General features: G+C 61.0%; 26 protein-coding genes and 1 other RNA gene. 7 read left to right on the top strand and 20 right to left on the bottom strand.

The annotated features are described in order from the left end of the window. Positions 1-3: 3 nt before the first annotated feature. From ACJ8J5_RS20745 to ACJ8J5_RS20780, 8 genes are all read right to left on the bottom strand, one after another. Positions 4-990 (bottom strand): ABC transporter permease, encoded by a 987-nt coding sequence (locus ACJ8J5_RS20745; protein WP_414104940.1) that lies wholly within the window; start codon positions 988-990, stop codon positions 4-6. Then, positions 983-2,500 (bottom strand): sugar ABC transporter ATP-binding protein, encoded by a 1,518-nt coding sequence (locus tag ACJ8J5_RS20750; protein WP_414104941.1) that lies wholly within the window; start codon positions 2,498-2,500, stop codon positions 983-985. Before ACJ8J5_RS20750 ends, ACJ8J5_RS20745 begins: the two co-directional genes overlap by 8 nt. 2 nt (positions 2,501-2,502) lie before the next feature. After that, positions 2,503-3,486: a substrate-binding domain-containing protein gene (locus tag ACJ8J5_RS20755; protein ID WP_025304134.1), complete on the bottom strand. Its 984-nt coding sequence runs from the start codon at positions 3,484-3,486 to the stop codon at positions 2,503-2,505. 47 nt (positions 3,487-3,533) lie between these two features. Further along, a complete protein-coding gene (locus ACJ8J5_RS20760) occupies positions 3,534-4,352 on the bottom strand; it encodes a DeoR/GlpR family DNA-binding transcription regulator (protein ID WP_060434985.1) in 819 nt (272 codons plus the stop codon). A 380-nt stretch (positions 4,353-4,732) separates the two neighbouring features. Then, positions 4,733-5,050, bottom strand: coding sequence for a BrnA antitoxin family protein (locus tag ACJ8J5_RS20765; protein ID WP_033639455.1), 318 nt, complete (start codon positions 5,048-5,050; stop codon positions 4,733-4,735). Then, a complete protein-coding gene (locus tag ACJ8J5_RS20770; RefSeq protein ID WP_071883578.1) occupies positions 5,013-5,336 on the bottom strand; it encodes a BrnT family toxin in 324 nt (107 codons plus the stop codon). Before ACJ8J5_RS20770 ends, ACJ8J5_RS20765 begins: the two co-directional genes overlap by 38 nt. Positions 5,337-5,412: 76 nt before the next feature. Next, the gene (locus ACJ8J5_RS20775; protein WP_025304143.1) at positions 5,413-6,159 is read right to left on the bottom strand and encodes an SDR family oxidoreductase; all 747 of its coding nucleotides are present in this window, start codon (positions 6,157-6,159) and stop codon (positions 5,413-5,415) included. 96 nt (positions 6,160-6,255) lie between these two features. Further along, on the bottom strand, positions 6,256-6,489 hold the full coding sequence (locus tag ACJ8J5_RS20780; RefSeq protein ID WP_025304144.1) for a hypothetical protein: 234 nt from the start codon (positions 6,487-6,489) through the stop codon (positions 6,256-6,258). Positions 6,490-6,678: 189 nt separating this feature from the next. Here ACJ8J5_RS20780 and ACJ8J5_RS20785 point away from each other — a divergent pair, with 189 nt between their 5' ends. The 3 genes from ACJ8J5_RS20785 to ACJ8J5_RS20795 are packed head-to-tail and all read left to right on the top strand — an operon-like array spanning position 6,679 to position 9,288. Beyond that, the gene (locus tag ACJ8J5_RS20785; RefSeq protein WP_025304145.1) at positions 6,679-7,338 is read left to right on the top strand and encodes a response regulator; all 660 of its coding nucleotides are present in this window, start codon (positions 6,679-6,681) and stop codon (positions 7,336-7,338) included. 4 nt (positions 7,339-7,342) lie between these two features. Beyond that, positions 7,343-8,761 carry an ATP-binding protein gene (locus tag ACJ8J5_RS20790; RefSeq protein ID WP_197791410.1) on the top strand — a complete coding sequence of 473 codons (1,419 nt, stop codon included), beginning with the start codon at positions 7,343-7,345 and terminating at the stop codon, positions 8,759-8,761. Further along, a complete protein-coding gene (locus ACJ8J5_RS20795; protein WP_342096102.1) occupies positions 8,761-9,288 on the top strand; it encodes a GNAT family N-acetyltransferase in 528 nt (175 codons plus the stop codon). Before ACJ8J5_RS20790 ends, ACJ8J5_RS20795 begins: the two co-directional genes overlap by 1 nt. A 9-nt stretch (positions 9,289-9,297) precedes the next feature. On the opposite strand, the gene ACJ8J5_RS20800 is transcribed toward ACJ8J5_RS20795, so the two are convergent. From ACJ8J5_RS20800 to ACJ8J5_RS20835, 8 genes are all read right to left on the bottom strand, one after another. Beyond that, positions 9,298-10,263 (bottom strand): quinone oxidoreductase family protein, encoded by a 966-nt coding sequence (locus ACJ8J5_RS20800; protein ID WP_049206141.1) that lies wholly within the window; start codon positions 10,261-10,263, stop codon positions 9,298-9,300. Between the two features lie 108 nt (positions 10,264-10,371). Beyond that, positions 10,372-13,251 carry an aminomethyl-transferring glycine dehydrogenase gene (gcvP, locus tag ACJ8J5_RS20805; protein ID WP_414104942.1) on the bottom strand — a complete coding sequence of 960 codons (2,880 nt, stop codon included), beginning with the start codon at positions 13,249-13,251 and terminating at the stop codon, positions 10,372-10,374. A gap of 92 nt (positions 13,252-13,343) precedes the next feature. Then, the gene (gene gcvH, locus ACJ8J5_RS20810; protein ID WP_043142653.1) at positions 13,344-13,730 is read right to left on the bottom strand and encodes a glycine cleavage system protein GcvH; all 387 of its coding nucleotides are present in this window, start codon (positions 13,728-13,730) and stop codon (positions 13,344-13,346) included. A gap of 46 nt (positions 13,731-13,776) precedes the next feature. Continuing rightward, positions 13,777-14,874 (bottom strand): glycine cleavage system aminomethyltransferase GcvT, encoded by a 1,098-nt coding sequence (gene gcvT, locus ACJ8J5_RS20815; protein WP_004931631.1) that lies wholly within the window; start codon positions 14,872-14,874, stop codon positions 13,777-13,779. Positions 14,875-15,380: 506 nt separating this feature from the next. Then, a complete protein-coding gene (ubiI, locus tag ACJ8J5_RS20820) occupies positions 15,381-16,583 on the bottom strand; it encodes an FAD-dependent 2-octaprenylphenol hydroxylase (RefSeq protein WP_311271634.1) in 1,203 nt (400 codons plus the stop codon). Between the two features lie 78 nt (positions 16,584-16,661). Next, complete coding sequence (gene ubiH / locus ACJ8J5_RS20825) at positions 16,662-17,840, bottom strand: 2-octaprenyl-6-methoxyphenyl hydroxylase (protein WP_334274064.1); 1,179 nt, start codon at positions 17,838-17,840, stop codon at positions 16,662-16,664. 1 nt (position 17,841) lies between these two features. Further along, complete coding sequence (gene pepP, locus ACJ8J5_RS20830) at positions 17,842-19,158, bottom strand: Xaa-Pro aminopeptidase (RefSeq protein WP_025304153.1); 1,317 nt, start codon at positions 19,156-19,158, stop codon at positions 17,842-17,844. 55 nt (positions 19,159-19,213) lie between these two features. Continuing rightward, complete coding sequence (locus ACJ8J5_RS20835) at positions 19,214-19,792, bottom strand: YecA/YgfB family protein (RefSeq protein ID WP_025304154.1); 579 nt, start codon at positions 19,790-19,792, stop codon at positions 19,214-19,216. A gap of 319 nt (positions 19,793-20,111) precedes the next feature. Here ACJ8J5_RS20835 and zapA point away from each other — a divergent pair, with 319 nt between their 5' ends. The 3 genes from zapA to ACJ8J5_RS20850 all read left to right on the top strand — a co-directional run bounded on the left by zapA (position 20,112) and on the right by ACJ8J5_RS20850 (position 21,325). Then, on the top strand, positions 20,112-20,441 hold the full coding sequence (zapA, locus tag ACJ8J5_RS20840; RefSeq protein WP_004931621.1) for a cell division protein ZapA: 330 nt from the start codon (positions 20,112-20,114) through the stop codon (positions 20,439-20,441). A 40-nt stretch (positions 20,442-20,481) separates the two neighbouring features. Further along, positions 20,482-20,664, top strand: a non-coding RNA gene (gene ssrS, locus ACJ8J5_RS20845) — 6S RNA. 52 nt (positions 20,665-20,716) lie between these two features. Beyond that, entirely contained in the window at positions 20,717-21,325 is a 609-nt protein-coding gene (locus tag ACJ8J5_RS20850) for a 5-formyltetrahydrofolate cyclo-ligase (protein ID WP_049208251.1), read from the top strand. A 47-nt stretch (positions 21,326-21,372) separates the two neighbouring features. Here the strand turns inward: ACJ8J5_RS20850 and serA are convergent, their stop codons facing one another. Beyond that, a complete protein-coding gene (gene serA / locus ACJ8J5_RS20855; protein WP_025304156.1) occupies positions 21,373-22,611 on the bottom strand; it encodes a phosphoglycerate dehydrogenase in 1,239 nt (412 codons plus the stop codon). A gap of 292 nt (positions 22,612-22,903) precedes the next feature. After that, positions 22,904-23,560 (bottom strand): ribose-5-phosphate isomerase RpiA, encoded by a 657-nt coding sequence (gene rpiA / locus ACJ8J5_RS20860; RefSeq protein WP_025304157.1) that lies wholly within the window; start codon positions 23,558-23,560, stop codon positions 22,904-22,906. A 204-nt stretch (positions 23,561-23,764) separates the two neighbouring features. Between rpiA and ACJ8J5_RS20865 the strand changes: the two genes are divergently transcribed. Continuing rightward, complete coding sequence (locus ACJ8J5_RS20865) at positions 23,765-24,658, top strand: LysR family transcriptional regulator ArgP (RefSeq protein WP_025304158.1); 894 nt, start codon at positions 23,765-23,767, stop codon at positions 24,656-24,658. A gap of 48 nt (positions 24,659-24,706) precedes the next feature. Here ACJ8J5_RS20865 and ACJ8J5_RS20870 read toward each other — a convergent pair whose 3' ends face one another. Both ACJ8J5_RS20870 and argO read right to left on the bottom strand, forming a co-directional pair. Next, positions 24,707-25,438, bottom strand: a complete 732-nt coding sequence (locus ACJ8J5_RS20870) for an oxidative stress defense protein (protein ID WP_025160209.1) — start codon at positions 25,436-25,438, stop codon at positions 24,707-24,709. A 121-nt stretch (positions 25,439-25,559) separates the two neighbouring features. Further along, a complete protein-coding gene (argO, locus tag ACJ8J5_RS20875; protein WP_025304159.1) occupies positions 25,560-26,177 on the bottom strand; it encodes an arginine exporter ArgO in 618 nt (205 codons plus the stop codon). Positions 26,178-26,214 lie beyond the last annotated feature (37 nt).

The following is a 26,214-nucleotide window of genomic DNA, read 5'->3' on the forward strand; positions in this document are numbered from 1 at the left end:
TCCTCAGGCGAAACCGACGTCGGTTTCTTTGCGTTTCTTGTAGTGAGTGACGGTGATCGCCGCGACGATCACCAGACCGATCACCACGTTCATGAAGTAGCTGGACACGCCGATCAGGTTGAGGCCGTTTTTCAGCACGCCGATCAGGAACACGCCCATCAGCGTGCCGACCACGCTGCCCTTGCCGCCGTTCAGGCTGGCGCCGCCCAGCACCGCCGCCGCCAGCACGTCAAGCTCGCCGCCCACCAGCGCGTTGGGCACCACTTCCCCCATGCGATACACCTGCACCAGGCCGCCGATCGCCGCCATCGCGCCCAGATAGCCATAGGCGAACAGATGCAGCAGGCCAACGCGAATGCCGATGCGCCGTGCCGACTCCGCATCACCGCCCACGGCAAACAGCTGGCGCCCGAGGTGCGTTTTGTTCAGCAGCAGCCAGGTCAGCAGTGCCACCGCCAGCATCACCAGCGTCGGCAAACCGAGCTGATAGCTCTGCTCACCCAGTTGGAACGGCAGCACGCTGCGCGGCAGCGTCCACCAGTCCGGCAAGGCGTACAGGCTGCGGCCGTTGGTCAACCACATCAGCATGCCGAACAACAACGCCTGCATGCTGATGGTGACGATGATCGAGACGATACGCAGGCAGTAGATCAGCAGCGCGTTGACCATGCCCAGCGTGGCGCCGATCGCCAACGCCAGCAGAATGCTGCCCGCCGGGCTGGCCAGGCCGTAGTGGGTCGCCAGCGTGGCGATCAGGTACTGCACCACCGAGGCGACCGCGGCAAAGGAGATATCGATGCCGCCGGTCACCAGCACCACGAACAGGCCGAGGGCGAAAATGCCGCTCACCGCGTAGCTTTCGCTGAGGTCGAGCAGGTTTTGCACCGTCAAAAACTGATCGCTGAGCAGCGAAAAGACGATGACCGTCAGCAGCAGCACCCAGGCCAGGTAGCCTTCGTTGCCGCGCGGTTTCAGACTGAATCTACGCATTAACCGCCTCCGCCAGCTGCTGCTGGCTCACCTGCCCCGGCAGGTACTCGCCGATCACGCTGCCGCCGCTGAAGTGCAGCACCCGATCGCAGTTGTAATACACCTCGGGCACCTCGTCGGAGATCAGCAGAATCGCGATCCCCTCCTGCGCCAGCAGATGGATCAGTTGGTAGATGCTGGCCTTGGCGCCGACGTCGACACCGACGGTCGGCGAGTCGAGGATCAGGATCCGCGGCTGGGTCAGCACCCACTTGGCCAGCACGATCTTTTGCTGATTGCCGCCGGACAGCGTCGAAACCGCCTGATCCGGATCCGCCACCCGCACGCCGAGTTTGGCGATCCACTCCGCGACGATGCGATTCTTGCGGTACTCGTCGATCAGGCGAAAACGCCCGCGCAGCTTATCGAGAATGGTCAGCACCGCGTTGTCCGCCACCGACTGTTGCTGCACCAGCCCCAGCGTCAGGCGATCCTCCGAGACGTAACCGATGCCGGCCTTGATGGCGTCCTCATGGCCGCGAAAGCGTACCGGTTTGCTGTCGAGATAAAGCTTGCCGCTGTCGGGGCGGGTCATGCCGAACAGGCTCAGCGCCAGCTCGGTACGCCCGGAGCCGAGCAGTCCGCACAGCCCGAGCACCTCGCCCTGATGCAGGCGGAAGCTCACGTCCTGATACTGCCCGGCGCGGCTGAGACGATCCGCCTCCAGCATCACCCGATCCTTATTCATGCTCGGTGACTTCAGGCGATAATCCAGCTTCAAGCCGGTCATCAACTCGGTCAGGCGATCGCCGGTGATCTCCGCCGCCGGCCAGGTGCCGATCTTGTTGCCATCGCGGATCACCGTGACGCGATCCGAGATCTCCAGCACCTCGTCCAGCCGGTGGCTGACGAACACCACGCAGATGCCTTTCGCTTTCAGGTAATCCACCGTGCGCAGCAGCTGATTGACCTCGGTGCGGGTCAGTGAGGCGGTCGGTTCATCCATGATCACCAGCCGCGCTTCCGCCACCAGCGCGCGGCAGATTGCCACCTGCTGGCGCTGGGCAATCGGCAGCTCCGCCACCCGTTTGTCGAGATCGAGATTAAAACTCAGCTCCTGCAGCAGGCGCTCGGCGGTGCGCCGCAGCCGCGCCGGCCGGTGCCACCCCAACAGCCCGCGCAGGTTGTGCTCGAAGGCGATGTTTTCCGCCACCGTCAGGTTGGGAAACAGCGACAGATCCTGATAGATCACCTGGATGCCGAAGGCGCGCGCCTGATCCGGCGACAGCCGGCCGAAGGTTTGCCCATCGAGGGTAATGCGGCTGCCGTCATCCGGTTGATACACGCCGGCGATCGCCTTGATCAGCGTGCTCTTGCCGCAGCCGTTGGTACCGGCCAGGCAGTGCACCTCCCCCGGCATCAGCGCCAGTGAGATATCGTTCAGCGCTCGCTGCCCGCCGAAGGTCATCGACAGCTGTTGCAACGCGATCAGCGGTGCACCCTGCGTTGCCGTATTGCCGGAAATCGCCATGATTACAGCCCCATTTTCACCAGCTTCGGCAGGTTTTGCTTATCCAGGCTTTCGGTGGCGTTGCCGAGAATAGTGTGCTGCTGCGCATCCACCTGCACCTTGCCCATACCCTCGATGGTCATGCCATCGGTGATTTTTTCTCCTTTGTGCATCATGTCGGCGATGCGCACGAACACTTCGCCGGCCACCATCGGATTCCAGATATAACCGCCCTTGATGGCGCCGCGATTGACCAGCGAAGCGCCCTGGCCTGGGCTGAACGGCCCAATGACGCAGATATCGTTGCTTTTGCCGCGGTTGAGCACCGCGCGCCCGGCGCCGATCGGCCCCTGCGAACCGAACGCCAGCACGCCTTTCAGATCGGGATATTTGGCCATCAGATCGTTGGTGGTGCGCACACTGTCATCCAGCGATTCCCCCACGCCGAACTTGTCGCCCACCAGCTGCATGTTCGGGTAGTGCTGCTTCTGGTAGTTGATGGCCGAGTCCGACCAGGTGATGTGCAGCGGCACCGTCAGGCTGCCGACATACACCGCATACTTGCCCTGCTCTTTCATGCAGGCGGCCAGCGCTTTCATGTGGTTGACCCCGTGCTGCGAGGCGTCCACCAGCTCAAAATCCCAGTCGGCGTACTTCTGGCCGGGGGATTCGTGCACGATCACCTTGATGCCCGCTTCCTGCGCGCGCTTGAGCACCGGCTCCAGCACCCGGGCGTCGTTCGGCACCACGCCGATAATGTCCACCTTCTGCGCGATCAGATCCTCGATGGCGCGCACCTGCAGCGCCGGATCCGCCGCCGTCGGCCCGACCATCCAGGCGTCGATGCCGCGTTTGGCGCTCTCGCTTTTGATGCCGGCCTCCATGGCGTTGAACCAGGGAATGCCGCCGATCTTCACCACCACGCCCATTTTCAGCTTGTCCGCCGCCTGCGCGGAGACCGACAGCAGCAGCGAGGCAAACAGACCGACCAGTACGGATTTTTTCATTGTTCTCTCTCCACAAGTGTTGGCTGTAATAAAGGTTTTCGTTGTTGTTATCGCGCCGCCCTTTTCGCGGCGGGTGAAACTTCAATCACGTCGACGTTATTCCAGGCCAATTCCTGACGAAACTCGTCGTCGCCAAGCCTGTCGGTGATCAGCGTATCTATTTCCCGGTAATGGCAAATGCGAGCGAACGAGCGGCGGCCGAACTTGTTGCTGTCCACCAGCAGGAACTTGCGCTCCGAGGCCAGCAGCATCTGTTGCTTCAGCCGCGCATGGTGCTCATTGCTCTCGCGGATGCCGCCGTCCTGGCAAATGCCGTGGCAGGAGAAAAACAGCTTGTTGATCACGAACTCTTTCAGCATCTGCTCCGCCAGCACGCCGATAAAATCCTCGTACTTGGCGGAATACTCGCCCCCCAGCCCGATGGTGCGCACGTTGGCCTTGCAGGCCAGCGTCTGGATGATGTGCAGCGAGTTGGTCAGCACCACCAGCGAGATATCCGGCAGCTGGCGCGCTAAAAACCAGCTGGTGGAGCTGCTGTCCAGCAGCAGGCAATCCCCGGGCGCGATAAACTCCAGCGCGCGTTTGGCGATGCGCGTCTTCTGCTCCGGCGACTCATTGCTGCGCTGGCGGAAGGACTCCCCCTGATCTATCTCGGCGGGCACATAGGTTTTTTCCACCGCCGGCGGCTCGACGAACACCGCGCCGCCGTGGCTGCGCAGCAGCAGGCCGCGCCGTTCAAGCAGGGCCAGATCACGCCGCGCCGTCTCGATAGAGATCTGGCACAGCTGCGCCACCTCCTGCACCATCACGCGGCCGCGCTGGCTCAAGACTTCGGTAATAAAGCGATGACGTTCTACAGGCAGCATGTTTCTTTTCTCCTCCACGACGATGATTACGATATCGATTTGCCGCGCCGCGTTTTGCGCGCAGACGCAAAGCGCATCGCCCCGCGGTCGGTCAACGATCGCGCTGTGATAGTTGTCAAAAAAATCGGGAAGGAAATGAAATGAATAATTACGAAAGTGTGGAGTAACAGGCAGTTATGATGTGTGTGCGTCTTAGACAGACAGGAGAGAAACGGTAAACGGTCACAATTCCACGGTCCGCAGCATGACCGTTAATGACCGTTTTTGTGGTTTTGACCGAGCGCTGCTAAGCGGCAGCTAATGCTGGTAGGCTTTACCTGAAAAACTGCAAAAAAAAATCCGGTGAGAATCTCACCGGATCGTTAGCCGCCTGACACACATTATTCTTCGTGCTCATGCTCTTTCAACATCGCCTCACGCAACACGGCGTTCAGGCGTTTCTGATAGCCTTTGCCTGGCCGCTGAAGCCAAGCCAACACATCCGCATCGATTCGGATGGTTTTTGATACTTTCATCGGCTTATAAAAACGCCCCTGCACCGCAGTCTGCCACGTTTCTTCCCCCAGCGCCGGCGCATCGGCATAATCGATGTCCTCGTCCGGCAACGCATTCAGTGAAGCAATTTGCGCTTTCTGCTCCTCCGTCAACGGCGGGAGTACGCTATGGGCCAGATTTTTGGCGGAATTTTTGCGCTTCATATCTTCCCCTCTCTTTGGCATCGGCCTTGCGTGCTGAAATGATACGCACGATCTCGACGGTATCGCCTTCGACATCCGTTTCGATCGTCGTATGTGCCACCAGCAACAGCAAACAGGATCCGACCATACCGATCGTTTGCCAACGTTCTTCTCCATCCTCGATCCTTTCCAGCACAGCCAAATGGTTGGGATCCAGAAAAACCCGTTGCGCTATCTCAAAACTGACACGGTGTTTACGCTGGTTGCTGTGATTTTTATCCTGATTCCATTCAAAATAAAAATACATTTTTGTAACTACATTTTGATTGTTATTTAATCAAAATACACTCCGCACGACGGGATGTCAAAACCCCCTCATGCATTCAACGCCCGCCTGCTGCCTCGATAAAAGTACCGGTCACGTAAGACGCAGCGTCAGACAGCAGCCAAGCTATCGCCTCCGCCACTTCCTGCGGCTGCCCGCCGCGCTGCATCGGTAAACTGTCCTTCACGCGATCCACCCGGCCGGGCTCGCCGCCGCTGGCGTGCATCTCGGTATAGATGAATCCGGGCCGTACGCCGTTGACGCGGATGCCCTGCGCCGCCACCTCGCGCGATAACCCGATGGTCAGGGTATCGACGGCGCCTTTCGAGGCGGCGTAATCGACGTATTCCCCCGCGGCCCCCAACCGGGACGCCGCGGAAGACACATTGACGATAGCGCCGCCCTGCCCGCCATGACGCTGCGCCATGCGTTTCACCGCCTCGCGGCAACACAGGAAGTAACCGGTGACGTTGGTGCCGAGCACCTGATTGATGCGCTCGGCGGTCAACTGTTCAATGTTCGCCTGCTGGAACAGAATGCCGGCGTTGTTGACCAGCGCGCTGAGCGTGCCCAGCCCGGCATCCAGCGCCCTGAACATCGCCATCACCTGCGCTTCATCGGCCACATCGGCCTGCAGCGCCAGCGCCTTACCGCCCTGCGCCTCGATCTCCGCCACCACTTGGCGCGCCGCATTTTCGTCACGCAGGTAATTCACACCCACCGCATAGCCCTGCCGGGCCAGCAGCAAGGCGGTCGCGCGGCCAATCCCCCGGCTTGCGCCGGTCACCAATGCCACTTTCGTCATACTGTTTTTTCTCTGGTTAGCGATATCAACACAGCGGCCTGCGCGCAGGCGCCCCGTATGCCCGTCAGAGTATAGAACGGCTCCCTAAAAACCGCTTCAAAGCTGAGCCAGGCGGCGCAGCTGCTTTTTAATGCGCGACTTGGCGCAGCCGTAAGCATCCGTCGCCGCCGCCTGATGCACCCGCTGCAAAGCGGAAGCATGATGGCCGCCGTGGCTATGGCTCTGCGCATCGCCGCGAAAAGACAACAGCAACAGAACGAGCAGCGTCGCCACGCCTACATACATCAGCCGCCGCGAGGCGCCCGCGTTCGGGAAACCTTCAGTCTGCATGTTTTGCTCCCCCAGCCATAATTTCGAATGGCAGCAAAATAACTGAAATTCCCCCCCGCTCCCTTAACGCGAGATTAAAGCCAGATTAAGGTTTGCTTAAGAACGCGCAGGCAGAGCGGTTTTCCCCGTTGTCTTCCCGTCAGCGTTATAGTTAGATAAGCGCGACTCAAGGCTCTCAGCGGAAATAACGTGAACATACTGTTGGTGGAAGACGACCTGCAATTAGGCAAGGCGCTGTGCCGCGCATTGGAGCTGGCCGGCTTTAATTTGTGCTGGGTGCGCCTGCTCACCGACGCGGAAAATAAACTTTCACCCGGCGGGTTCGATTTGATGCTGTTGGATCTCACGCTGCCGGACGGCGACGGTTTGCAGAAGCTGATCGCCTGGCGCGCCGCCGGGCAAAATATTCCGATCATCATCCTGACCGCTCGCGACCGCATCGAAAGCTTGGTGAACAGCCTCGACTCCGGCGCGGACGACTTTCTGGCCAAACCCTTTGCGCTGCCCGAACTCATCTCGCGCGTCAAAGCGGTTAACCGGCGCATGGCGGGCTTCGCTTCTCAAACCTGGAGCCTCGGCGCGCTGTATCTCGATCCGGTCAACCATCAGGTCATGCTGGATAACGAACTGCTGATGCTGTCGAAAAAAGAGTATCACCTGCTGCACGAACTGATGCGCTGCGCCGGCACCGTGGTGCGCAAAGCGGTGTTGGAACAGCGGCTGTTCGGCCACGGCGACAGCGTGGAAAGTAACTCGCTGGAAGTGCACATGCATAATTTACGGCGCAAAATCGGTAAAGAAAGAGTGATTACCGTACGCGGCATCGGCTATTTGCTGAAGAAAGAGTAGCGGAATGATCGGTTTCAAATCCTTCTTTATGCGTACCATTATTTTTCAGGTGCTGGCCATTTTATTATTGTGGGGGATCCTCGTCGCCTGGGTGAAATATTGGTATTACCCCGACATGGAGAAATATTTCGATAACCAGCAACGCATCGTCGCTGCAGGCATCGCCAATATTCTCGACGAAACCGGCACTGACAATATCGATTACCGCGGCATCATCAAGACCATTGAAGGCATGTACATTGATTCCATCAATAACGGCATGCAGGATGAAATCGACTATCACCCGCTGTTTGTGGTTTACGATCGGGACAGCCGGGTGCTTTACAGTTCGCAAACGCAGGGAGAACCGCTGCGCCTGCCGCCTTCGGTGCTGTCCGGCTCCGTCAATTACGCCGGTGCCAACTGGCATCTCGCCGGCAGCTGGAGCGAAAAGCACCAGTACCGGGTGATCGTCGGCGAATCGTTCAACGATCGCACCACGCTGTTCGGCAACCCGGCGGAGAGCACCGCCGTACCGCTGCTGGGCATTCTGGCAGCCATCATCGTTACCTTGCTGTTTACCGCCTATTTCAGCCTGCGGCCGCTGCGCCAGATCGCCCGCACCATCTCCGATCGCCAGCCTGGCAACCTGTCGCCGATCAACGTCAGCGAGCAGTATCAGGAAATCCGGCCGGTGGTGGTGGAGGTCAACAAGCTGATGGCGCGCATCGACGCCGCCAATCAGCGCGAGAAGCGCTTTATGGCCGATGCGGCGCACGAGCTGCGCACGCCGATCGCCGCCGTGCTGGCACAGCTGCACCTGCTGACCCAGGTCGGCGAGCAGCAGGAGCGCCGGGAGATCATCGGCGACATGCAGCAAGGGCTAGATCGCGCGGCATCGCTGTCGCGCCAGCTGATCAACCTGGCCAAGCTGGAGGCGGAAGATTTTCCACTGAAAATTGAGGCGGTGGACATCTACGCAGAGATCGGCAAATGCATCGCGCAGCACGTCCCCTATGCGCTGGAAAAGGATGTGGAACTCTCGCTCGACGGCAGCGAGGACGTGGTGGTGAGTACCGATCGCCATGCGCTGATCGCCATCTTCACCAACCTGCTGGACAATGCGCTCAAGTACGCGCCCCCCGGCAGCCGTATCGAAGCCAATATCCGCTCGCTGGCGCCGCTCGGCTGCTATATTACGTTGCGCGACAACGGCCCGGGGGTGAGCGAAGAACACCGTTCCCGCCTGTTTGAGCGCTTTTACCGCGTGCCCGGTACGCAGCAAACCGGCAGCGGGCTCGGCTTGGCCATCGCCCGAAACCTGGCCGACAAAATCGGCGCGCAGCTGCGCGTCACCGAAGGCCTTGACGATCGCGGCATCGGCTTCATCATCGATTTGCCGGAAAGTTACCGGCCGCAGACTGAGAGGGAACAACGACCATGATCGCCCCTGTTCTGCTGCAACGGCAGCAACTCGACCGGCTATGGGATATCGACCGCAGCGAAATTATCGACACTCTGTATCGCCTGCAGGACGGCAAGCTGCAAGCCTACCCGGACTACTACGACGTGCGCGGCTGGGATCCGCACGATCGGGAAACCTATACGCCGATCCACGAAGCCTGCTTCGATCGCGGCGGGACATTCTTCGCGCTGTTCGAAGGCGAGGAGATCGTGGCGGCGGCGGCGCTGGACACCGAACCGCGCGGCCCACAGCGGGATCTGCGCCAGCTGCTGTTCTTTTACGTCAGCGCGCACAAACGCGGCCAGGGGTTAGGCAGGCAGCTGTTCCAGCTCTGCCTGCGTCAGGCGGCGCAAGACGGCGCCGCCGGGCTGTATGTCTCCTCCATTCCCAACAAAAGCACCGTAGACTTCTATCTGGCGCAGGGTTGCCGGCTCATCGAAAAACCGGATACCGAATTGTTCGCCCGTGAGCCGGAAGACATTCATCTGGTCTGCCCTTGCCGCTAGCGGCCGGGGTTAACGGGCGATGCGCATCACCGAACGCACGTCGCTTTTCTTGTTCAGATCCCACACCTCGGCGATCTCCGCCAACGCGTGCTCCTGCGTCTCGATAGTGAGCGCTCCGGTCGCCGCCAGCGCCAAAATCTCGGCCGCGTAGCGCTGCATCTCCGGGATCGGCGGGAAGTTGCCGGTGCCGCTGCCGAGGATCTGCAGCTGGTTGCTGCGCAGCACCGCCGCCGGCAGCCGGATGTCCGGCGCGGCCATCGAACCGACGTTGACCAGGCGAATGCCGCGTCCGCCGGCGTAAGACGAGAGATCGTGATTATTGAGCGTCGCGAGCAGCGCTTCGGTCGCCGGCCCCCAGATGTAATCGACGATCACCTGATAACCGCCCGGCCCCGCCGCTGCCGCGAAGGCCTGCGTCAGCGCCTCGCCCTGCAGGCTCAGATCCACCGTGGCATCCACGCCCAATGCCTCCAGCACGCTCAGCCGACGGCCGGCGGCAACGATACGCCCAGCCCCTGCCTGACGCGCCGCGGCAACCGCCAGTTTGCCTGAGGTGCCGGTGGCGCCGATGATCAGCACCGTTTCACCGGGCTGCAGATCCGCTCGCCAGCGCAACGGCAGCCAGGCGGCGAAGGCCGGATTGATCAGCGCTGCCGCCGTGGCGTCATCCACCGCCTCCGGTACCGGCACCGTCCATGACGCGACGCTGCGCTCAGCCATCGCACCGTAAGGACGGCGGAAGGAGGCAAAGTACACCCGTTTTCCGTCCGCCGTACGGCCCACGCCGTCGGTACCGGGCACAATTGGCAATTGCTTCGGGCTGGAATAGTGGGTGCCGGCGACGGTGGCGCGATCCAGCTGTTTGATGCCGGCCGCCAGAACGTCGATCGGCACTTCATTCGCCTGCGCCTGGGGCTCCTCAAAAGTGCCGAAAACCGGGGCTTGCCCCAGCGCTGTTACGATTGCCGCTTGCATGGTGACTCCTTAAATCGTGGGAACGCACAGGAAAGAATAGGCCGCTATAAAATAAAAAGGGACACCGCATGATGCGGTGTCCCCCAAACACAAACTTTGCCGAACGTGTTATTCGTAATCGCTCATCGGCACACAAGAGCAGAACAGGTTACGGTCGCCGTACACGTCGTCCAGACGCTTAACGCTCGGCCAGTACTTGTTCTCGCGCACGCCGGCCACCGGGAACACCGCCAGCTCGCGGCTGTACGGGTGCTGCCAGTCGTTGACCAGCTCCGCCTGCACGTGCGGCGCATTCACCAGCGGGTTGTCTTCCAGCGGCCATTCGCCTTTGGCGACGCGGTCGATCTCGCTGCGGATCGCCAGCATCGCATCGATAAAGCGATCCAGCTCCACTTTGCTTTCCGACTCGGTCGGCTCGACCATCAGCGTGCCCGCTACCGGGAACGACATGGTCGGCGCGTGGAAGCCGAAGTCGATCAGGCGTTTGGCGATGTCCATTTCGCTGATACCGATCTCTTCCTTCAGCGGACGAATATCGAGGATACATTCGTGCGCCACGCGGTGATCGCGGCCGGTATACAGGATCGGATACGCGTCTTTCAGACGAGTTGCGATGTAGTTGGCATTCAGGATCGCCATCTGGCTGGCCTGCTTCAGGCCTTCCGCGCCCATCATGCGGATGTACATCCAGCTGATCGGCAGGATGGAGGCGCTGCCGAACGGCGCCGCGGAGACCGCGCCCTGCTGGGTGGTTACGCCGTCGATCTGCACGACACTGTGGCCCGGTACGAACGGCGCCAGGTGCGCTTTCACGCCGATAGGGCCCATGCCCGGGCCGCCGCCGCCGTGCGGGATGCAGAAGGTTTTATGCAGGTTGAGGTGCGAAACGTCCGCACCGATGTAGCCTGGCGTGGTGATGCCCACCTGGGCGTTCATGTTGGCGCCGTCCAGATATACCTGACCGCCGAACTGATGCACGATCTGGCACACTTCACGGATGGTTTCTTCATACACGCCGTGGGTCGACGGGTAGGTCACCATGATGCAAGAGAGTTCTTCACCTGCCTGCTCCGCCTTGACGCGCAGATCGTGCAGATCGATGTTGCCGTTCTTGTCGCAGGCGACCACCACCACGCTCATGCCCGCCATTTGGGCAGAGGCCGGGTTGGTGCCGTGCGCCGAGCTCGGGATCAGGCAGACGTGGCGGCCCGCTTCGTTGCGGCTTTCGTGGTAGCGACGGATCGCCAGCAGGCCGGCGTATTCGCCCTGCGCGCCGGAGTTCGGCTGCATGCACACCGCGTCATAGCCGGTCAGCTGCACCAGCCACTGAGACAGTTGGCCGATCATCTGCTGGTAACCGGCAGCCTGCTCCGGCGGGCAGAATGGGTGCAGTTCGGAGAATTCAGGCCAGGTGATCGGGATCATTTCCGCCGCAGCGTTCAATTTCATGGTGCAAGAGCCCAGCGGGATCATTGCCTGGTTCAGCGCCAGATCCTTACGCTCCAGACGATGCATGTAACGCATCATCTCGGTTTCGCTGTGATAGCGGTTGAATACCGGGTGGGTCAGGATCGGGTCCTGGCGCAACATGGCGGCCGGGATCGATGCGCTGTTCTTGCTCACCGCCGCGTCCAGCGCGTCGATGTCCTGGCCGTGGTTGTCGCCGGCCAACAGTGCAAACAGCGTTTGCACGTCTTCACGCGAGGTGGCTTCATCCAGCGTGATGCCCACGGCGCCGTGAATGTCGGTACGCAGGTTGATGCCGAAGCTCAGCGCACGTTCCAGCACGGCAGCCTTGTCTTTCACTTCAACGGTCAGGGTGTCGAACCAGGTGTTATGACGCAGCGTCAGGCCGGCCTTCTGCAGCCCGGCGGCCAGAATGTCGGTCAGGCGGTGGATACGCCCGGCGATGCGCTGCAGCCCTTGCGGGCCATGGTACACCGCGTACAGGCTGGCGATGTTGGCCAACAGCACCTGCGAGGTACAGATATTCGAGTTGGCCTTCTCGCGGCGGATATGCTGCTCGCGGGTCTGCATCGCCATGCGCAGCGCGGTGTTGCCGGCGGCATCGCGGGAAACGCCGATGATGCGTCCCGGCATCGAACGCTTGAACTCGTCGCGGCAGGCGAAGAAGGCGGCGTGCGGGCCGCCGTAGCCCATCGGCACGCCGAAACGCTGCGCAGAGCCGAACACCACGTCGGCGCCCTGCTTGCCCGGCGCGGTCAGCAGCACCAGGGCCATGATGTCGGCGGCCACGCTGGTGATGATTTTGCGCGATTTCAATTCGGCCAGCAGCGCGCTGTAGTCGTGCAGCTCGCCGGTGGTGCCCACCTGTTGCAACAGCACGCCGAACACGCCGTCCAGCTCCAGCACTTTTTCCGCTTTATCGACGATGACGTCGAAGCCGAAGGTTTCGGCGCGGGTGCGCACCACGTCCAGCGTCTGCGGATGCACGTCGTCAGCCACGAAGAAGCGGTTGGCATCTTTCAGTTTGCTGGCGCGTTTGGCCAACGCCATCGCTTCGGCGGCGGCGGTCGCTTCATCCAACAGCGACGCGGAAGCCAGATCCAGGCCGGTGAGATCGAGGGTCACGGTCTGGAAGTTCAGCAGCGCTTCCAGGCGGCCCTGCGACACTTCCGGCTGATAAGGGGTATAAGCGGTGTACCAGCCCGGGTTTTCTAGCATGTTGCGCAGGATCACCGGCGGCGTCAGCACGGCGCTGTAGCCCATGCCGATATAGGATTTGTAGCGCTGATTTTGCGAGGCGATCGCCTTCAGCTCAGCCAGCGCCTGGTGTTCGGTCGCCGCGTCGCCGACCGGCGGCGGCCCCGGCAGCTGAATATCCGCCGGCACGATCTGTTGGATCAGCGCGCTGAGCGAGCGAGCGCCCACCGCTGCCAGCAACTCCTGGCGTTGTTCCGCAGAAGAGCCGATGTGGCGTTCGATGAACGCTTCGCTGTGTTCGAGTTGGCTGAGTGTCTGAGTCATTGCTACAAATTCCTGAATGCTTGCGTGATACGGGATATAGCTTGAACGGTAACTAAAACGCCCCGGCCGAGAAGCCTGGGGCGTGGTCACGATTACTCGTCGATCGAGGCCTGATAAGCCGCGGCGTCCAGCAGGTTCGCCAGCTCGCCTTCGTCGGAGGCTTTGATCTGGAACAGGAAGCCGTCACCGTAAGGTTCGCTGTTGACCAGCTCCGGGGAGCTTTCCAGCTCGCCGTTCACCGCCACGATTTCGCCGCTGATTGGCGCGTAAATGTCCGACGCCGCCTTGACGGATTCCGCCACGGCGCAATCTTCACCGGCGGCGACTGTGCGGCCCACTTCCGGCAGATCGACAAACACCATATCGCCCAGCAGTTCCTGCGCGTGTTCGGTGATGCCTACGGTGTAAACGCCGTTACCTTCTGCACGAACCCACTCGTGGGAGGATGCGTATTTCAATTCTGTTGGCACATTGCTCATCGCCGGTTACTCCTTCGAAGAAATAAAAGAATCAATCAATAAAAAATCAATTTGTCAGCGGCTTGCCGGCGCGAACGAAACCGGGCTTGGTCACTTTGACCGGCATTTCACGGTTGCGGATCTGCACGATAGCCTGCTCGCCGATGCCTGCCGGCACGCGCGCCAGCGCGATGCTGAAGCCCAGCGTCGGAGAGAACGAGCCGCTGGTGATCACGCCTTCGTGGGTTTGCCCCGCCGCGTCGGTGAAACGCACCGGCAGCTCATTACGTAATACGCCTTTTTCCGTCATGATCAAGCCGACCAGTTGCTCGGTGCCCTGCTCGCGCTGTTGCTCCAGCGCTTCGCGGCCGATGAAACGGCGATCTTCCGGCTGCCAGGCGATGGTCCAGCCCATGTTGGCGGCCAGCGGCGAAACGCCTTCATCCATCTCTTGCCCGTAGAGGTTCATGCCCGCTTCCAGACGCAGCGTGTCGCGCGCGCCCAGACCGGCCGGCTTGACGCCCGCGGCCAGCAATTTTTGCCAGAAATCCGCCGCCTGCTCTTTCGGCAGCGCGATCTCATAGCCGGCCTCGCCGGTGTAACCGGTGGTGGCGATGAACAGCTCGCCGGCCTGCACGCCGAAGAATGGCTTCATGCCTTCGACCGCGCTTTTTTGTTCCGGGGTGAACAGGGTGCCGGCACGCTCTTTGGCCTGCGGGCCCTGCACTGCGATCAGCGCCAGATCGTCGCGCACCGTCAGCGCGACGCCATACGGCGCGGCGTGCTCTTCGATCCAGGCCAGGTCTTTGTCGCGGGTGGCGGAGTTCACCACCAGGCGGAAATAGTCTTCAGTGAGGAAATAAACGATCAGGTCGTCGATCACGCCGCCGGAGGCATTCAGCATGCCGGTGTACAGCGCTTTGCCGGGTTGGGTCAGTTTGGCGACGTCGTTCGCCAGCAGGTAACGCAGGAACTCGCGGGTGCGGGCGCCGTGCAGATCTACAATGGTCATGTGAGACACGTCGAACATGCCGGCATCCTGACGCACCGCGTGGTGCTCATCGAGCTGCGAGCCGTAGTGCAGCGGCATCATCCAGCCGTGAAAGTCTACCATGCGCGCACCGCACGCCACGTGCTGGTCGTACAGTGGGGTTTGCTTTGCCATCTTTTCCCTCTTTCCACTCGTCGCTAGAAGTTAGGGTGCTGCCACGCAATGCGGCGGAGCCTGGCTCGCGGCCCGATCGCCATGGCGCACTGACTGCTCAACACAAATGCTGCGCCGGGACGGGCGGAAACTGCGTGTAACCGCCGTGACGCAAACGATACCTTTCCCTCGAACTTATCATCGAACGACCACATTAACCATAAGTTAAAATAGGCTCATCGCCGTTCCCGGGCGGTAAAATGCCGGGGTAGTGTGCAGAGTTTTTCACTGGAAAAATGCGCCTTAAGGCACAAAATTAACAATTAAAGCGGTAAAACGCCGAAGTTATATAACAAACAGATGGCCGCGCATGGGATCCCGACTTTTGATAACCGAACATGGAATTAGAAAAAGTAATGATAAAAAGCGGCTGAAATTAGATTATTTCAAATGAAGGGTTATATAAGGAAAAGCGATGGAATAAGGCGAGAAGCGCGAGCCCGGTGCGGGCCCGCAGAAGGAAGGGATCAGGCAAGCCACTCGGGCAGATCGTTCAGGCCCATCGCCTGACGCACCAGCTTAGGCTTGACGCCCGGCAGGCTGTCCGCCAGCCGCAGGCCCACGTCGCGCAGCAGCTTTTTGGCCGGGTGGTTGCCGTCAAACAGTTCGCGGAAACCCTGCATGCTGGCCAGCATCACCGCCGCGCCATGTTTGCGGCGGCGCTCATAGCGGCGCAGATAGAGGTGCTGGCCGATATCCTTGCCCTGCCGCTGCAGGCGGCGCAGTTCGGAAATCAGCTCGGCGGCATCCATAAAGCCCAGGTTCACGCCCTGCCCGGCAAGCGGGTGCACGGTATGCGCCGCATCGCCCACCAGCGCCAGGCGGTGCGCGGCGAAGCTGCGCGCATAGCGGCCGGTCAACGGGAACGCCAGCCGTTCGCTTTCCAGGCTGCAAGCCCCCAGGCGCATGTCGAAGGTCATCGCCAGTTCGCGGTTGAATTGCTCCGGTTCCAGCCGTTTGAGCCGTTCGGCTTCTTCCGGCGTCACCGACCAGACGATGGAGCTCAAATGCGGATCGCTGAACGGCAGGAACGCCAGAATGCCGTCACCGTGGAAAATTTGCCGCGCCGTCGCCTGATGCGGTTCTTCGGTGCGAATGGTGGCCACCAGCGCGTGGTGGCGGTAATCCCAGAAGGTGAGCGGAATATCGGCGTGCTGACGCAGCCACGACTGGGCGCCGTCGGCGCCGATCACCAACCGGGCGGTCAGCATGCGCCCGTCCTCCAGCGTGACGAAGGCGTCATTTTCGCCCCATGCTACCTGCTTGAGCGCGGCCGGGGTAATCAGCGTGATGTCCGACAGGCTTTCGGCGCGTTTCCACAGCGCCTGCTGGATCACCGAATTTTCGATGATGTGGCCGAGATGGCTGAAGCCGCACTCGTCGCCGCGGAAAGCAATCTTGCCGAAGCTGTCGCGATCCCACACTTCCATCGCATTGTAGGCGCTGGCGCGCAGCTGGAGAATGTCGTCCCACACGCCGATGTGCTGCAGCAAACGCTCGCTGGCGGCATTGATGGCGGAGACGCGCAGGGCCGGCTGTTCCGACGGCGGCGCCATCTCCGGCTGGCGCTGCTCCAGCACCGCCACGCGCAGCCCGCTGCCCTGCAGGCCGCAGGCCAACGCCAGCCCCACCATACCGCCACCGGCGATAATCACGTCAAATGATTGCATGCTGCTCGATTTCCTTAAATAACGCGCGACGCCTTGCCGCGCCGCGCTTTGGGCGCGTTAAAGCGCCCGACCATGTCTCTAACGTTCCACCCAGCCCAGCGTACGCTTGGCGAAGGCATCGCGTATCGCCGGCAAACGCGCCATCGCCATCAGCCCCAGATTGCGCCCAATCACCAGCGGGCCATAACGGTTGGCGAACAGATGAATCAACCCGTCGGTCACGCCGATCGTCGCCTGTTGATCGTTTTGCCGCCGCTGCTGATAACGGCTCAGCAGTGCGTAACCGCCGGCGTCTTCGCCGCTGTCTGCCGCTTCCGCCAGCGTTTCCGCCAGCGACATCACGTCGCGCAGGCCAAGGTTGAACCCCTGCCCGGCGATAGGATGCAGCGTTTGCGCCGCGTTGCCCACCAGCGCCAGCCGGTGGCTGACATGGCGATCGGCGGTCAGCAGCCCGAGTGGATAACTGTGCCGTTTACCGGCCTTGAGGATACGCCCCAGCCGCCAGCCGAAAGCCTGTTGCAGCTCGGCGATAAAGCGCTCGTCGTCCCAGGCATCCACTCGGGCGCGATCTTCGCGCGCATGGCACCACACCAGTGAACTGCGCCCTTGCGACATCGGCAACAGCGCCAGCGGCCCATAGCGGGTAAAGCGCTCAAAGGCGCGCCCCTGCGGATCTTCCGCCGTGGTGACGTTGGCGATGGTGGCGAACTGCGGATAGTCCTCCTGCCGCCACTGCACGTTGCAGGCCTGCGCCAGCGCAGAGCGCGAACCGTCGGCCGCCACCAGCAGCTGCCCGCGCAGACGCTGGCCGTTGTCCAGCAGCACTTCCGCCCGCTCTGCGGTGCGGATCACGTCCACCACCCGCGCCGGGCAGTGCAGCGTGACACCCGGCGCCTTGGCCAGCAGCGCGAACAGCCGCTGCCCGGCGTCGTGCAGTTCGATCACCTGGCCGAGCGCATCGACCTGATAATCTTGCGCCTGCAGATTCACGAAGCCGGCGTGCCCGCGATCGCTGACGTGCACCTGAGTGATCGGCGTAGCGCAATCGCGCAGCGCCGGCCAAACGCCGATGCGCGCCAGCTGTTGGCAGGTACCCTGCGCCAATGCGATGGCGCGGGCGTCAAAACCTGGGTGGCTGCGGTCATCCGGCCGGGTCGCCTCGACCAGATCCACCGCCATTCTTCCCTGAGTGAGCGACGAAATGGCCAGCGCCAACGTCGCGCCCGCCATACCGCCGCCAACGATAATAACGCTCATGCTACGACCTTGCCGCCGCCATCAAGGCCTCGATGGCATCGGCGTCTTTCACCACGGTGGCGGTCAGGTTTTCATTGCCGTCGGCGGTGATCACGATATCATCCTCGATGCGGATGCCGATGCCGCGGTACTCCGCCGGCACGTCCGCATCCGGCGCGATGTACAGCCCCGGCTCCACGGTCAGCACCATGCCCGGCTCCAGCAGCCGATCGCGGCTCGGCGTGCCGTAGTGGCCAACGTCGTGCACATCGAGACCCAGCCAGTGGCTCAGCCCGTGCATGAAGAACTGACGGTGCGCCTGCTCGGCGATCAGCGAGTCGACTTCACCTTTCAATACGCCCAGCTCCACCAGCCCGACCACCATGATGCGCACCACTTCGTCATTGACTTCGCGAATGCTGGTGCCGGGTTTGAACAGTTCCAAAGCGCGCTGCAGCGACGCCAGCACAATGTCGTACACCGCGCGCTGCGGCCGGCTGAACTTGCCGTTGACCGGGAAGGTGCGGGTGATGTCGCCGGCGTACCCCTGGTACTCGCAGCCGGCGTCGATCAGCACCAGATCGCCGTCGCGCATCTGGCTCTCGTTCTCGGTGTAGTGCAGGATACAGCCGTTTTCGCCGCTGCCGACGATGGTGTTGTAAGACGGGTAACGGGCGCCGAGGCGGGTGAATTCATGATGAATTTCCGCTTCCAGCTGGTATTCGAACATGCCCGGGCGGCATTTTTCCATCGCGCGGGTATGCGCCAACGCGCTGATCTCACCGGCGCGGCGCATCACCGCCAGCTCTTCCGGCGACTTGAACAGCCGCATGTCATGCAGCCACGGCCGCCAGTCGGTAACGGTGGCCGGCGCCTGCAGGCTCTGGCGGAACCCCTTGCGCAGCTTGTCCAGCGCGCCGAACAGGATCTGATCGGCATAGGCGTATTCGCCCTGCGCGTGGTAGACCACGTCCAGGCCGTTGAGCAGCAGGTGCAGCTGGTCATTGATTTCATCGAACGGCAGCGCGCGATCCACGCCCAGCTTCGCCGGCGCGGCGTCTTGCCCCAGGCGGCGGCCAAACCAGATTTCCGCCGTCAGATCGCGCACCCGGTTGAACAACACGCTGTGGTTGTGCGTTTCGTCGCTTTTAATCAGCACCAGCACCGCTTCCGGCTCATTGAAGCCGGTCAGGTACCAAAAGTCGCTGTTCTGCCGATAGGGATAGTCTGAATCTGCACTGCGCGTCGTTTCCGGCGCAGAGAAAATAACCGCCGCGCTGGCCGGCGCCATTTTCGCCAACAGCGCCTGGCGGCGGTTGTTGAATTCCTGCTGAGTCATTACCTTCTCCTGAAATCATGCCATCCGCACCGCCGGCGGAGGGGCGATAGAACGTTTAGTGCAGCGTCGGTTTGATATTTTCCGGCGCCGTCGGTTTTTGACGGGTGAATTCGCCGTGGCACATGATGGCGGCAACCCGCACATACTCCGCTACTTCTTCCAACGACTGTTCCAATTCTTCCTGATCTTCGTCTTCGTCGTAGCCCAGCTGCGCGATGTTGCGCAGATCGTCGATCGCTTCACCGACCTCGTCTTTCACCTGAGCCAGCTTCGGCTGCATCATGCCCAGCCCGAGCAGGAAGTGGTTGACCCAACCGCCCAGCGCGTCGGCGCGATCGAACACGCTGACGATCTCCCCTTCAGGCAGCATCAGTTGGAACAGGAATTCGTCATCTTCCAGCGTGTCACGCGTCACTTCATACAGCTGCTGCAGCGGTTGGCTAAGCGCCTGCGGGAAGGCGACGCCTTCGTTGGTCAGATCGTGCACCAGCGCCTGCCAGCCGGCGTCACGGCTGCCGCCGCACAGCAGGCCGCTGATCAGGCCGTGCATTTCTGCCGCGGTCAGCGCCACCGACTGCTGGTTGAGGGCCACGGTCAAAGATTGGTAACTTGGAAATGTATTCTGTATAGACATGCGCATTCGTCATCGTTGGCAGGATAAGTTCGTGTTATGCTACCACCAAGGTCCGTCGCTATACCAGATAAGCGCGACACCTCAGTGGCTAGTTATAATCGCGATGTGGCAGGTTTCACACTGCGCCGGCGGGTGACGAAAGTGCGGTAAATACGCATTTTGAAACCCTTTTTTGACTGGCAATGTGCGCCACAGTAGATTACAACCAGGTACTGAAAAAGGGGTTGTATCTTGGTACCGAGGTATATATAGTGGCGCCCGCTTTGACGGCCCGGCCAGGGCGGACAAGGCTGGCGCGAAATTTAGGCAGGAAGGTGGCATGTCTGCACAACCGGTAGATATTCAAATTTTTGGCCGCTCGTTAAGAGTCAATTGCCCGCCAGAACAACAAGATGCGTTGAATATGGCGGCGGACGATCTTAACCAACGGTTGCAAGATCTTAAAGTTCGCACTAGAGTCTCCAATACTGAGCAACTGGTTTTCATCGCGGCATTGAACGTCTGTCACGAACTTGCTCAAGAACGGTTGAAAACCCGTGACTATGCGTCCAATATGGAACAACGCATACGGATGCTGCAGCAGACCATTGAACAAGCGCTGCTTGAACAAGGTCGCATCTCTGAACGTCAGGATGCACAATTCGAATAACTTAAGTTGTTGAAATCAAAGTTTCAGCAACGAGTACAAAATTTCTCTGAGATGTTCGCCAGCGGGCCAGTCCCCTGAGCCGATATTTAGTACAAACAGAATGTGTTGCTCCGCGATCGGTGAGCACGCTCGGTGCGCCGAGAAGCCTTAAGATTGCGACGGCACGTTCACCTTGAACCATGGGTTCAAGGGTTACAGCCTGCGACGGCATCTCGGAGATTCCCCTTCTCAGCGGTTTATGTGTGCTGAACGCCACACTGAGCAAGCCTGATACGATGCCTTTTCACCCTCAATTCGCGCAGCAGCGCCAAGCCATTCGTCAACTCATTCGCCAACGTCGGCGCGAGCTTACGCCGGGCCAGCAACGCTTTGCCGCAGACAAGATAACCGAACGCCTCGTCGCGCACACACGTATTCAGGCCGCGCACAACATCGCGGTATTTTTGTCGTTTGACGGCGAACTCGACACCGGGCCGCTGATCGAGCAACTGTGGACGCTCGGCAAACAGGTTTACCTGCCGGTACTGCATCCGTTCAGTTCAGGACACCTGCTGTTTCTGCGCTATGCGCCGGAAACACCGCTGGTGCGCAACCGCTTCAATATTCTCGAGCCGCGGCTCGATGTGCGCCAGGTGTTACCGCTGGGCGAACTGGAGGTGGTGCTGACACCGCTGGTGGCATTCGATCATACCGGACAGCGTCTGGGCATGGGCGGCGGTTTTTACGATCGCACCCTGCAAAACTGGCGCAGCGGCGGCCCCTATCCCATCGGCCTGGCCCATGATTGCCAGCAGGTGGAGCACCTGCCGACCGAGCACTGGGATATCCCGCTGCCGGAAATCCTCACCCCGCTCTGCAGCTGGGCGTGGCACGAGCCCAAATAGAAAAGGCCGGATCGCTCCGGCCTTTTTCGTTGCGGCGAGCCGCCGAATCAGAACAGCAGACGGGCGCGAATGGTGCCGTCGATGGCCTTCATACGCTGCAGCGCGGCGTCGGCGCGCGCGGTTTCCGCTTCGATGTCGATCACCACGTAGCCGATTTCCGGCCCGGTTTGCAGATACTGCGCGGCGATGTTAACCCCCTCTTCGGCGAAGATCTGGTTAATCTGCGTCAGCACGCCCGGACGGTTTTCGTGGATGTGCAGCAGGCGGCTGGCGTTCGGACCATGCGCCGGCAGCGACACTTCCGGGAAGTTGACGGCGGACAGAGTCGATCCGTTGTCGGAGTATTTCGCCAGCTTGCCGGCCACTTCGTCGCCGATGTTCTCCTGCGCTTCCTGCGTGGAACCGCCGATGTGCGGCGTCAGCAGCACGTTGTCGAACTCGCACAGCGGCGAGTTGAACGGATCGCTGTTGGTCGCCGGCTCTTCCGGGAAGACGTCGATCGCCGCGCCCGCCAGGTGATTGCTGGCCAGCGCGTCGCACAGCGCGGGAATATCCACCACGGTGCCGCGCGAGGCGTTGATCAGAATCGCGCCCGGCTTCATCAGCGCCAGCTCTTCCGCCCCCATCATGTTCTTGGTGGCCAGCGTTTCCGGCACGTGCAGCGTCACCACGTCGCTCATATTGAGCAGATCGGACAGATGACGCACCTGCTGCGCGTTGCCTAACGGCAGTTTGTTCTCGATATCGTAGAAGAACACCTTCATGCCCAGCCCTTCGGCCAGAATGCCCAGCTGGGTGCCGATGTGGCCGTAGCCGATGATGCCCAGCTTTTTGCCGCGCGCCTCATAAGAGCCCACGGCCAATTTGTGCCACACGCCGCGGTGCGCCTTGGCGTTGGCGGCCGGAATGCCGCGCAGCATCAACAGCAGCTCGCCCAGCACCATTTCGGCCACGGATCGGGTATTGGAGAAGGGGGCGTTGAAGACCGGAATACCGCGTTTGGTCGCCGCTTTCAGATCAACCTGGTTGGTGCCGATGCAGAAGCAGCCCACCGCCACCAGTTTTTCTGCGGCGGCGAACACCTCTTCGGTCAGATGCGTACGCGATCGGATGCCGACGAAGTGTGCATCGCGGATGGATGCCTTCAGCGATTCGGTGTCTAACGCACCCTTGTGGTATTCGATGTTGGTATAACCGGCGGCACGTAAATTATCGACCGTGCTCTGATGAACCCCTTCCACCAACAGGAATTTAATCCTGTCTTTCTCCAATGATACTTTTGCCATTTACCCGACCCTATGTTCAGACTTCAGAAGCGGCTGTGACGACACAGCTCCCATCCAACATAACAAAAATAACGCGGGCGGCAATACAAACGATTGCCTGCCCGGCAGGACAAGGCGCAGCGTTGATGGCGGTTTACGGCAGAAAATGCCATAGGGAAAGTTTTCAGCAGAAGCTTTGGGGAGTCAGCTTTCACAATGTGACATAAGTCACCAAATTTGCCGTTTTTCAGAAAAGATATTTTAACCGAAGAATTATGCGGCCCGGCACTACCGGGCCACAGACGGCAGAGGCTTATTTGACTACTTTCACGCCTTCCGGGGTGCCTACCAGCGCCACGTCCGCGCCGCGGTTGGCGAACAGCCCCACGGTCACCACGCCGGCGATGCCGTTGATCTTGTTCTCCAGCGCGATGGCGTCGGTGATGCTCAGGTTATGCACATCGAGGATCACGTTGCCGTTGTCGGTCACCACGTTCTGGCGATACTCCGGCAGGCCGCCGAGTTTCACCAGCTCGCGCGCCACGTAAGAGCGAGCCATCGGGATCACTTCCACCGGCAGCGGGAACTTGCCCAGCACGTCCACCTGCTTGCTGGCGTCGACAATGCAGATAAATTTCTTGGCGATGGCGGCGATGATCTTCTCGCGCGTCAGCGCAGCGCCGCCGCCCTTGATCATCTGCATATGGCCGTTGATTTCGTCCGCGCCGTCCACGTAGATATCGAGCGAGTCCACTTCGTTGCTGTCGAACACGTGGATGCCGAGGCTTTTCAACTTGGCGGTGGAGGCGTCTGAGCTGGACACCGCGCCTTCGATCTGGTGCTTGATGGAGCCCAGCGCGTCAATAAAGTGGGCGGCGGTAGAACCGGTGCCGACCCCGACGATGGTGCCCGGCGTCACGTATTCCAGCGCCGCCCAGCCCACCGCTTTTTTCAGTTCATCCTGCGTCATAATATGTCCCTTGCCTCTGTACGAAAACGTGTGCGTATTATAGGGTAAAACGCTATTTTTCACGCCGGCAGGATCACACTTATTTACCGCAGCCCGCATTTTTACCCGCTTGGCGGCGAGCTGGGGGCGTGATTTTTCCACCTGCGCCGTGCGCAAAATGTGGCATAGTGCCGGTATCATTCTAATTTAAGGGATATCTTTCCGATGAAACGCCCAGACTATCGTACGCTGCAAGCGCTGGACGCGGTGATCCGTGAGCGCGGCTTCGAGCGCGCCGCGCAAAAACTCTGTATCACGCAATCGGCGGTATCCCAACGCATCAAACAGCTGGAAAACCTGTTCGGCCAACCGCTGCTGGTTCGTACCGTGCCGCCGCGCCCGACCGAACAAGGGCAAAAGCTGCTGGCGCTGCTGCATCAGGTGGAGCTGCTGGAGGAAGAGTGGCTCGGCAATGACACCGGCGTCGATACGCCGCTGCTGCTGTCGCTGGCGGTCAACGCCGACAGTCTGGCAACCTGGCTGCTGCCGGCGCTGAAGCCGGTGCTGGCGGACTCCCCCATTCGCCTGAATCTGCAGGTGGAAGATGAAACCCGCACCCAGGAGCGGCTGCGCCGCGGTGAGGTGGTGGGCGCGGTGAGTATTCAGCCGCAGCCGCTGCCGAGCTGCCTGGTGGATCGGCTGGGGGCGCTGGACTACCTGTTCGTGGCCTCCCGCGGCTTCGCCGAGCGCTATTTCCCGAACGGCGTCACCCGCTCCGCGCTGCTGAAAGCGCCGGCGGTGGCCTTCGATCATCTCGACGACATGCATCAGGCATTCCTGCAGCAGAACTTCGATCTGTCGCCGGGCAGCGTGCCCTGCCACATCGTGAACTCATCGGAAGCCTTCGTGCAGCTGGCGCGTCAGGGCACCACCTGCTGTATGATCCCGCATCTGCAGATCGAAAAGGAGCTGGCATCCGGTGAACTGATCGATCTGACGCCCGGGCTATACCAGCGCCGCATGCTGTACTGGCACCGTTTCGCGCCGGAAAGCCGCATGATGCGCAAAGTGACCGACGCGCTGCTGGAACACGGTCATCTGGTGCTGCGTCAGGATTAAAACGAAAAAAGGTTCGCCGCAGCGAACCTTTTCTTCAATACGATAACCTTACTGCGCGGCGTTACGCTGCAGCTCGAACACCACGTCCACCTGATCGTCGAAGTGAATGCTTTGCTGTTCATAGGTTTGCGCCGCGTCGCTTTCCGCCGCCGCACCGGCCGCCTTATACATCCGCGCCACCGGCATCGGCTGGTAGTTGGCGACCCGGTAGCGAATGCTGTACACCGGTCCCAGCTTGGCGTGGAAGCCTTTGGCCAGGGATTCGGCCTGTTGAGTCGCGTTCTCGATCGCTTTTTGCCGCGCCTGCTCGCGATACACGTCCGGCTTGGCGACGCCCAGCTCCACCGCGCGGATCTCGTTCAGGCCGGATTTCAGCGCGCCGTCCAGCAGCTCGTTCAGCTTGTCCAGCTGACGCAGAGTCACCTGCACCTGGCGCACCGCCCGGTAGCCCTTCAACACCGACTCGCCGGTTTTCAGGTAATCGTATTCCGGCTGGGTGCGCAGGTTGGCGGCGCTGATGTCTTTCTTCTCGATGTTGTTTTTCTGCAGGAAATCAAAGTACTGCGCCACGCGCTCGTCTACCTGCTTCTTCGCCTGGGCGGCGTCTTTGGAGGAGACGCTCACTTCGATCGCCAGGGTGGCGATATCCGGCGTGGCGTCCACGCTGGCGGTGCCGGAGGTGACGACGTGCGGCCCTTCAGGCACTTCAGCCGCCTGCAGCGCCATCGGTAACGTCCCTAATCCGACCATTGCGGCCATAGCCAATGCTTTTAGCTTCACAGTGTCTCCTTAATGACAGGCTGTCTCTGATCGCCGGCTTTTCCCTGTGAGAACCGCCGGATTCCTGGCATCAAACGTAGCATATCGCACGGCGTTTTGAATTCGGATTAGTGACAAATTCTTATAAATTTGCCCCCTGCCAGGCCAGCTGCAGCGCGATGCCCCACATCACCAGCCCGACCAGCGCGTTGATGATGCGCTGCGCCCGCTGCGTGTTCAGCCACGGCGCCAGCCAGGAGGCCAGCAGCGCCAGGCCAAAGAACCACACCGCCGACGCGCTGACCGCGCCAAGCGCGAACCAGGAACGCACGTCCGCCGTCAGCTGCCCGCCCAGGCTGCCGAGCACCACAAAGGTATCCAGATAGACGTGCGGGTTCAGCCAGGTGACCGCCAGCATGGTGACCACGAGGCGCCAGCGGCTCTGCGCCAGCTCCTGCGCCGCGGCCTGCGCAGGTTGCGGGCTGAAGGCGGAACGGAACGCGCCCCAGCCATACCACAGCAGAAACGCCACCCCGCCCCAGGTGACCAGCGCCAGCAGCAACGGCGAGCGGGTCAGCAATGCGCTGCCGCCGAAAATACCGGCGCAGATCAGCACGATATCGCTCAACGCGCACAACGAGGCAATCATCAAATGATACTGGCGGCGAATGCCCTGGTTCATCACGAATACGTTCTGCGGGCCCAGCGGCAGGATCATGGCGGCGCTCAGGGCAAAGCCCTGCAGGAAGACGGCTAACATGGGGATTCCTCGAATGATAAAAGGCGCCGGACGAGGG

Source organism: Serratia sp. CY43202 (assembly GCF_052168755.1).
In the GTDB taxonomy this organism is placed as follows: domain Bacteria; phylum Pseudomonadota; class Gammaproteobacteria; order Enterobacterales; family Enterobacteriaceae; genus Serratia; species Serratia bockelmannii.

What these genes read in the sequence shown, in the direction of transcription:
- ACJ8J5_RS20745 (WP_414104940.1), bottom strand. Translation starts at nt 990, where the DNA reads ATGCGTAGATTCAGTCTGAAACCGCGCGGCAACGAAGGCTACCTGGCC.
- ACJ8J5_RS20750 (WP_414104941.1), bottom strand. Translation starts at nt 2,500, where the DNA reads ATGGCGATTTCCGGCAATACGGCAACGCAGGGTGCACCGCTGATCGCG.
- ACJ8J5_RS20755 (WP_025304134.1), bottom strand. Translation starts at nt 3,486, where the DNA reads ATGAAAAAATCCGTACTGGTCGGTCTGTTTGCCTCGCTGCTGCTGTCG.
- ACJ8J5_RS20760 (WP_060434985.1), bottom strand. Translation starts at nt 4,352, where the DNA reads ATGCTGCCTGTAGAACGTCATCGCTTTATTACCGAAGTCTTGAGCCAG.
- ACJ8J5_RS20765 (WP_033639455.1), bottom strand. Translation starts at nt 5,050, where the DNA reads ATGAAGCGCAAAAATTCCGCCAAAAATCTGGCCCATAGCGTACTCCCG.
- ACJ8J5_RS20770 (WP_071883578.1), bottom strand. Translation starts at nt 5,336, where the DNA reads ATGTATTTTTATTTTGAATGGAATCAGGATAAAAATCACAGCAACCAG.
- ACJ8J5_RS20775 (WP_025304143.1), bottom strand. Translation starts at nt 6,159, where the DNA reads ATGACGAAAGTGGCATTGGTGACCGGCGCAAGCCGGGGGATTGGCCGC.
- ACJ8J5_RS20780 (WP_025304144.1), bottom strand. Translation starts at nt 6,489, where the DNA reads ATGCAGACTGAAGGTTTCCCGAACGCGGGCGCCTCGCGGCGGCTGATG.
- ACJ8J5_RS20790 (WP_197791410.1), top strand. Translation starts at nt 7,343, where the DNA reads ATGATCGGTTTCAAATCCTTCTTTATGCGTACCATTATTTTTCAGGTG.
- ACJ8J5_RS20800 (WP_049206141.1), bottom strand. Translation starts at nt 10,263, where the DNA reads ATGCAAGCGGCAATCGTAACAGCGCTGGGGCAAGCCCCGGTTTTCGGC.
- gcvP (WP_414104942.1), bottom strand. Translation starts at nt 13,251, where the DNA reads ATGACTCAGACACTCAGCCAACTCGAACACAGCGAAGCGTTCATCGAA.
- gcvH (WP_043142653.1), bottom strand. Translation starts at nt 13,730, where the DNA reads ATGAGCAATGTGCCAACAGAATTGAAATACGCATCCTCCCACGAGTGG.
- gcvT (WP_004931631.1), bottom strand. Translation starts at nt 14,874, where the DNA reads ATGGCAAAGCAAACCCCACTGTACGACCAGCACGTGGCGTGCGGTGCG.
- ubiI (WP_311271634.1), bottom strand. Translation starts at nt 16,583, where the DNA reads ATGCAATCATTTGACGTGATTATCGCCGGTGGCGGTATGGTGGGGCTG.
- ubiH (WP_334274064.1), bottom strand. Translation starts at nt 17,840, where the DNA reads ATGAGCGTTATTATCGTTGGCGGCGGTATGGCGGGCGCGACGTTGGCG.
- pepP (WP_025304153.1), bottom strand. Translation starts at nt 19,158, where the DNA reads ATGACTCAGCAGGAATTCAACAACCGCCGCCAGGCGCTGTTGGCGAAA.
- ACJ8J5_RS20835 (WP_025304154.1), bottom strand. Translation starts at nt 19,792, where the DNA reads ATGTCTATACAGAATACATTTCCAAGTTACCAATCTTTGACCGTGGCC.
- zapA (WP_004931621.1), top strand. Translation starts at nt 20,112, where the DNA reads ATGTCTGCACAACCGGTAGATATTCAAATTTTTGGCCGCTCGTTAAGA.
- ACJ8J5_RS20850 (WP_049208251.1), top strand. Translation starts at nt 20,717, where the DNA reads ATGCCTTTTCACCCTCAATTCGCGCAGCAGCGCCAAGCCATTCGTCAA.
- serA (WP_025304156.1), bottom strand. Translation starts at nt 22,611, where the DNA reads ATGGCAAAAGTATCATTGGAGAAAGACAGGATTAAATTCCTGTTGGTG.
- rpiA (WP_025304157.1), bottom strand. Translation starts at nt 23,560, where the DNA reads ATGACGCAGGATGAACTGAAAAAAGCGGTGGGCTGGGCGGCGCTGGAA.
- ACJ8J5_RS20865 (WP_025304158.1), top strand. Translation starts at nt 23,765, where the DNA reads ATGAAACGCCCAGACTATCGTACGCTGCAAGCGCTGGACGCGGTGATC.
- argO (WP_025304159.1), bottom strand. Translation starts at nt 26,177, where the DNA reads ATGTTAGCCGTCTTCCTGCAGGGCTTTGCCCTGAGCGCCGCCATGATC.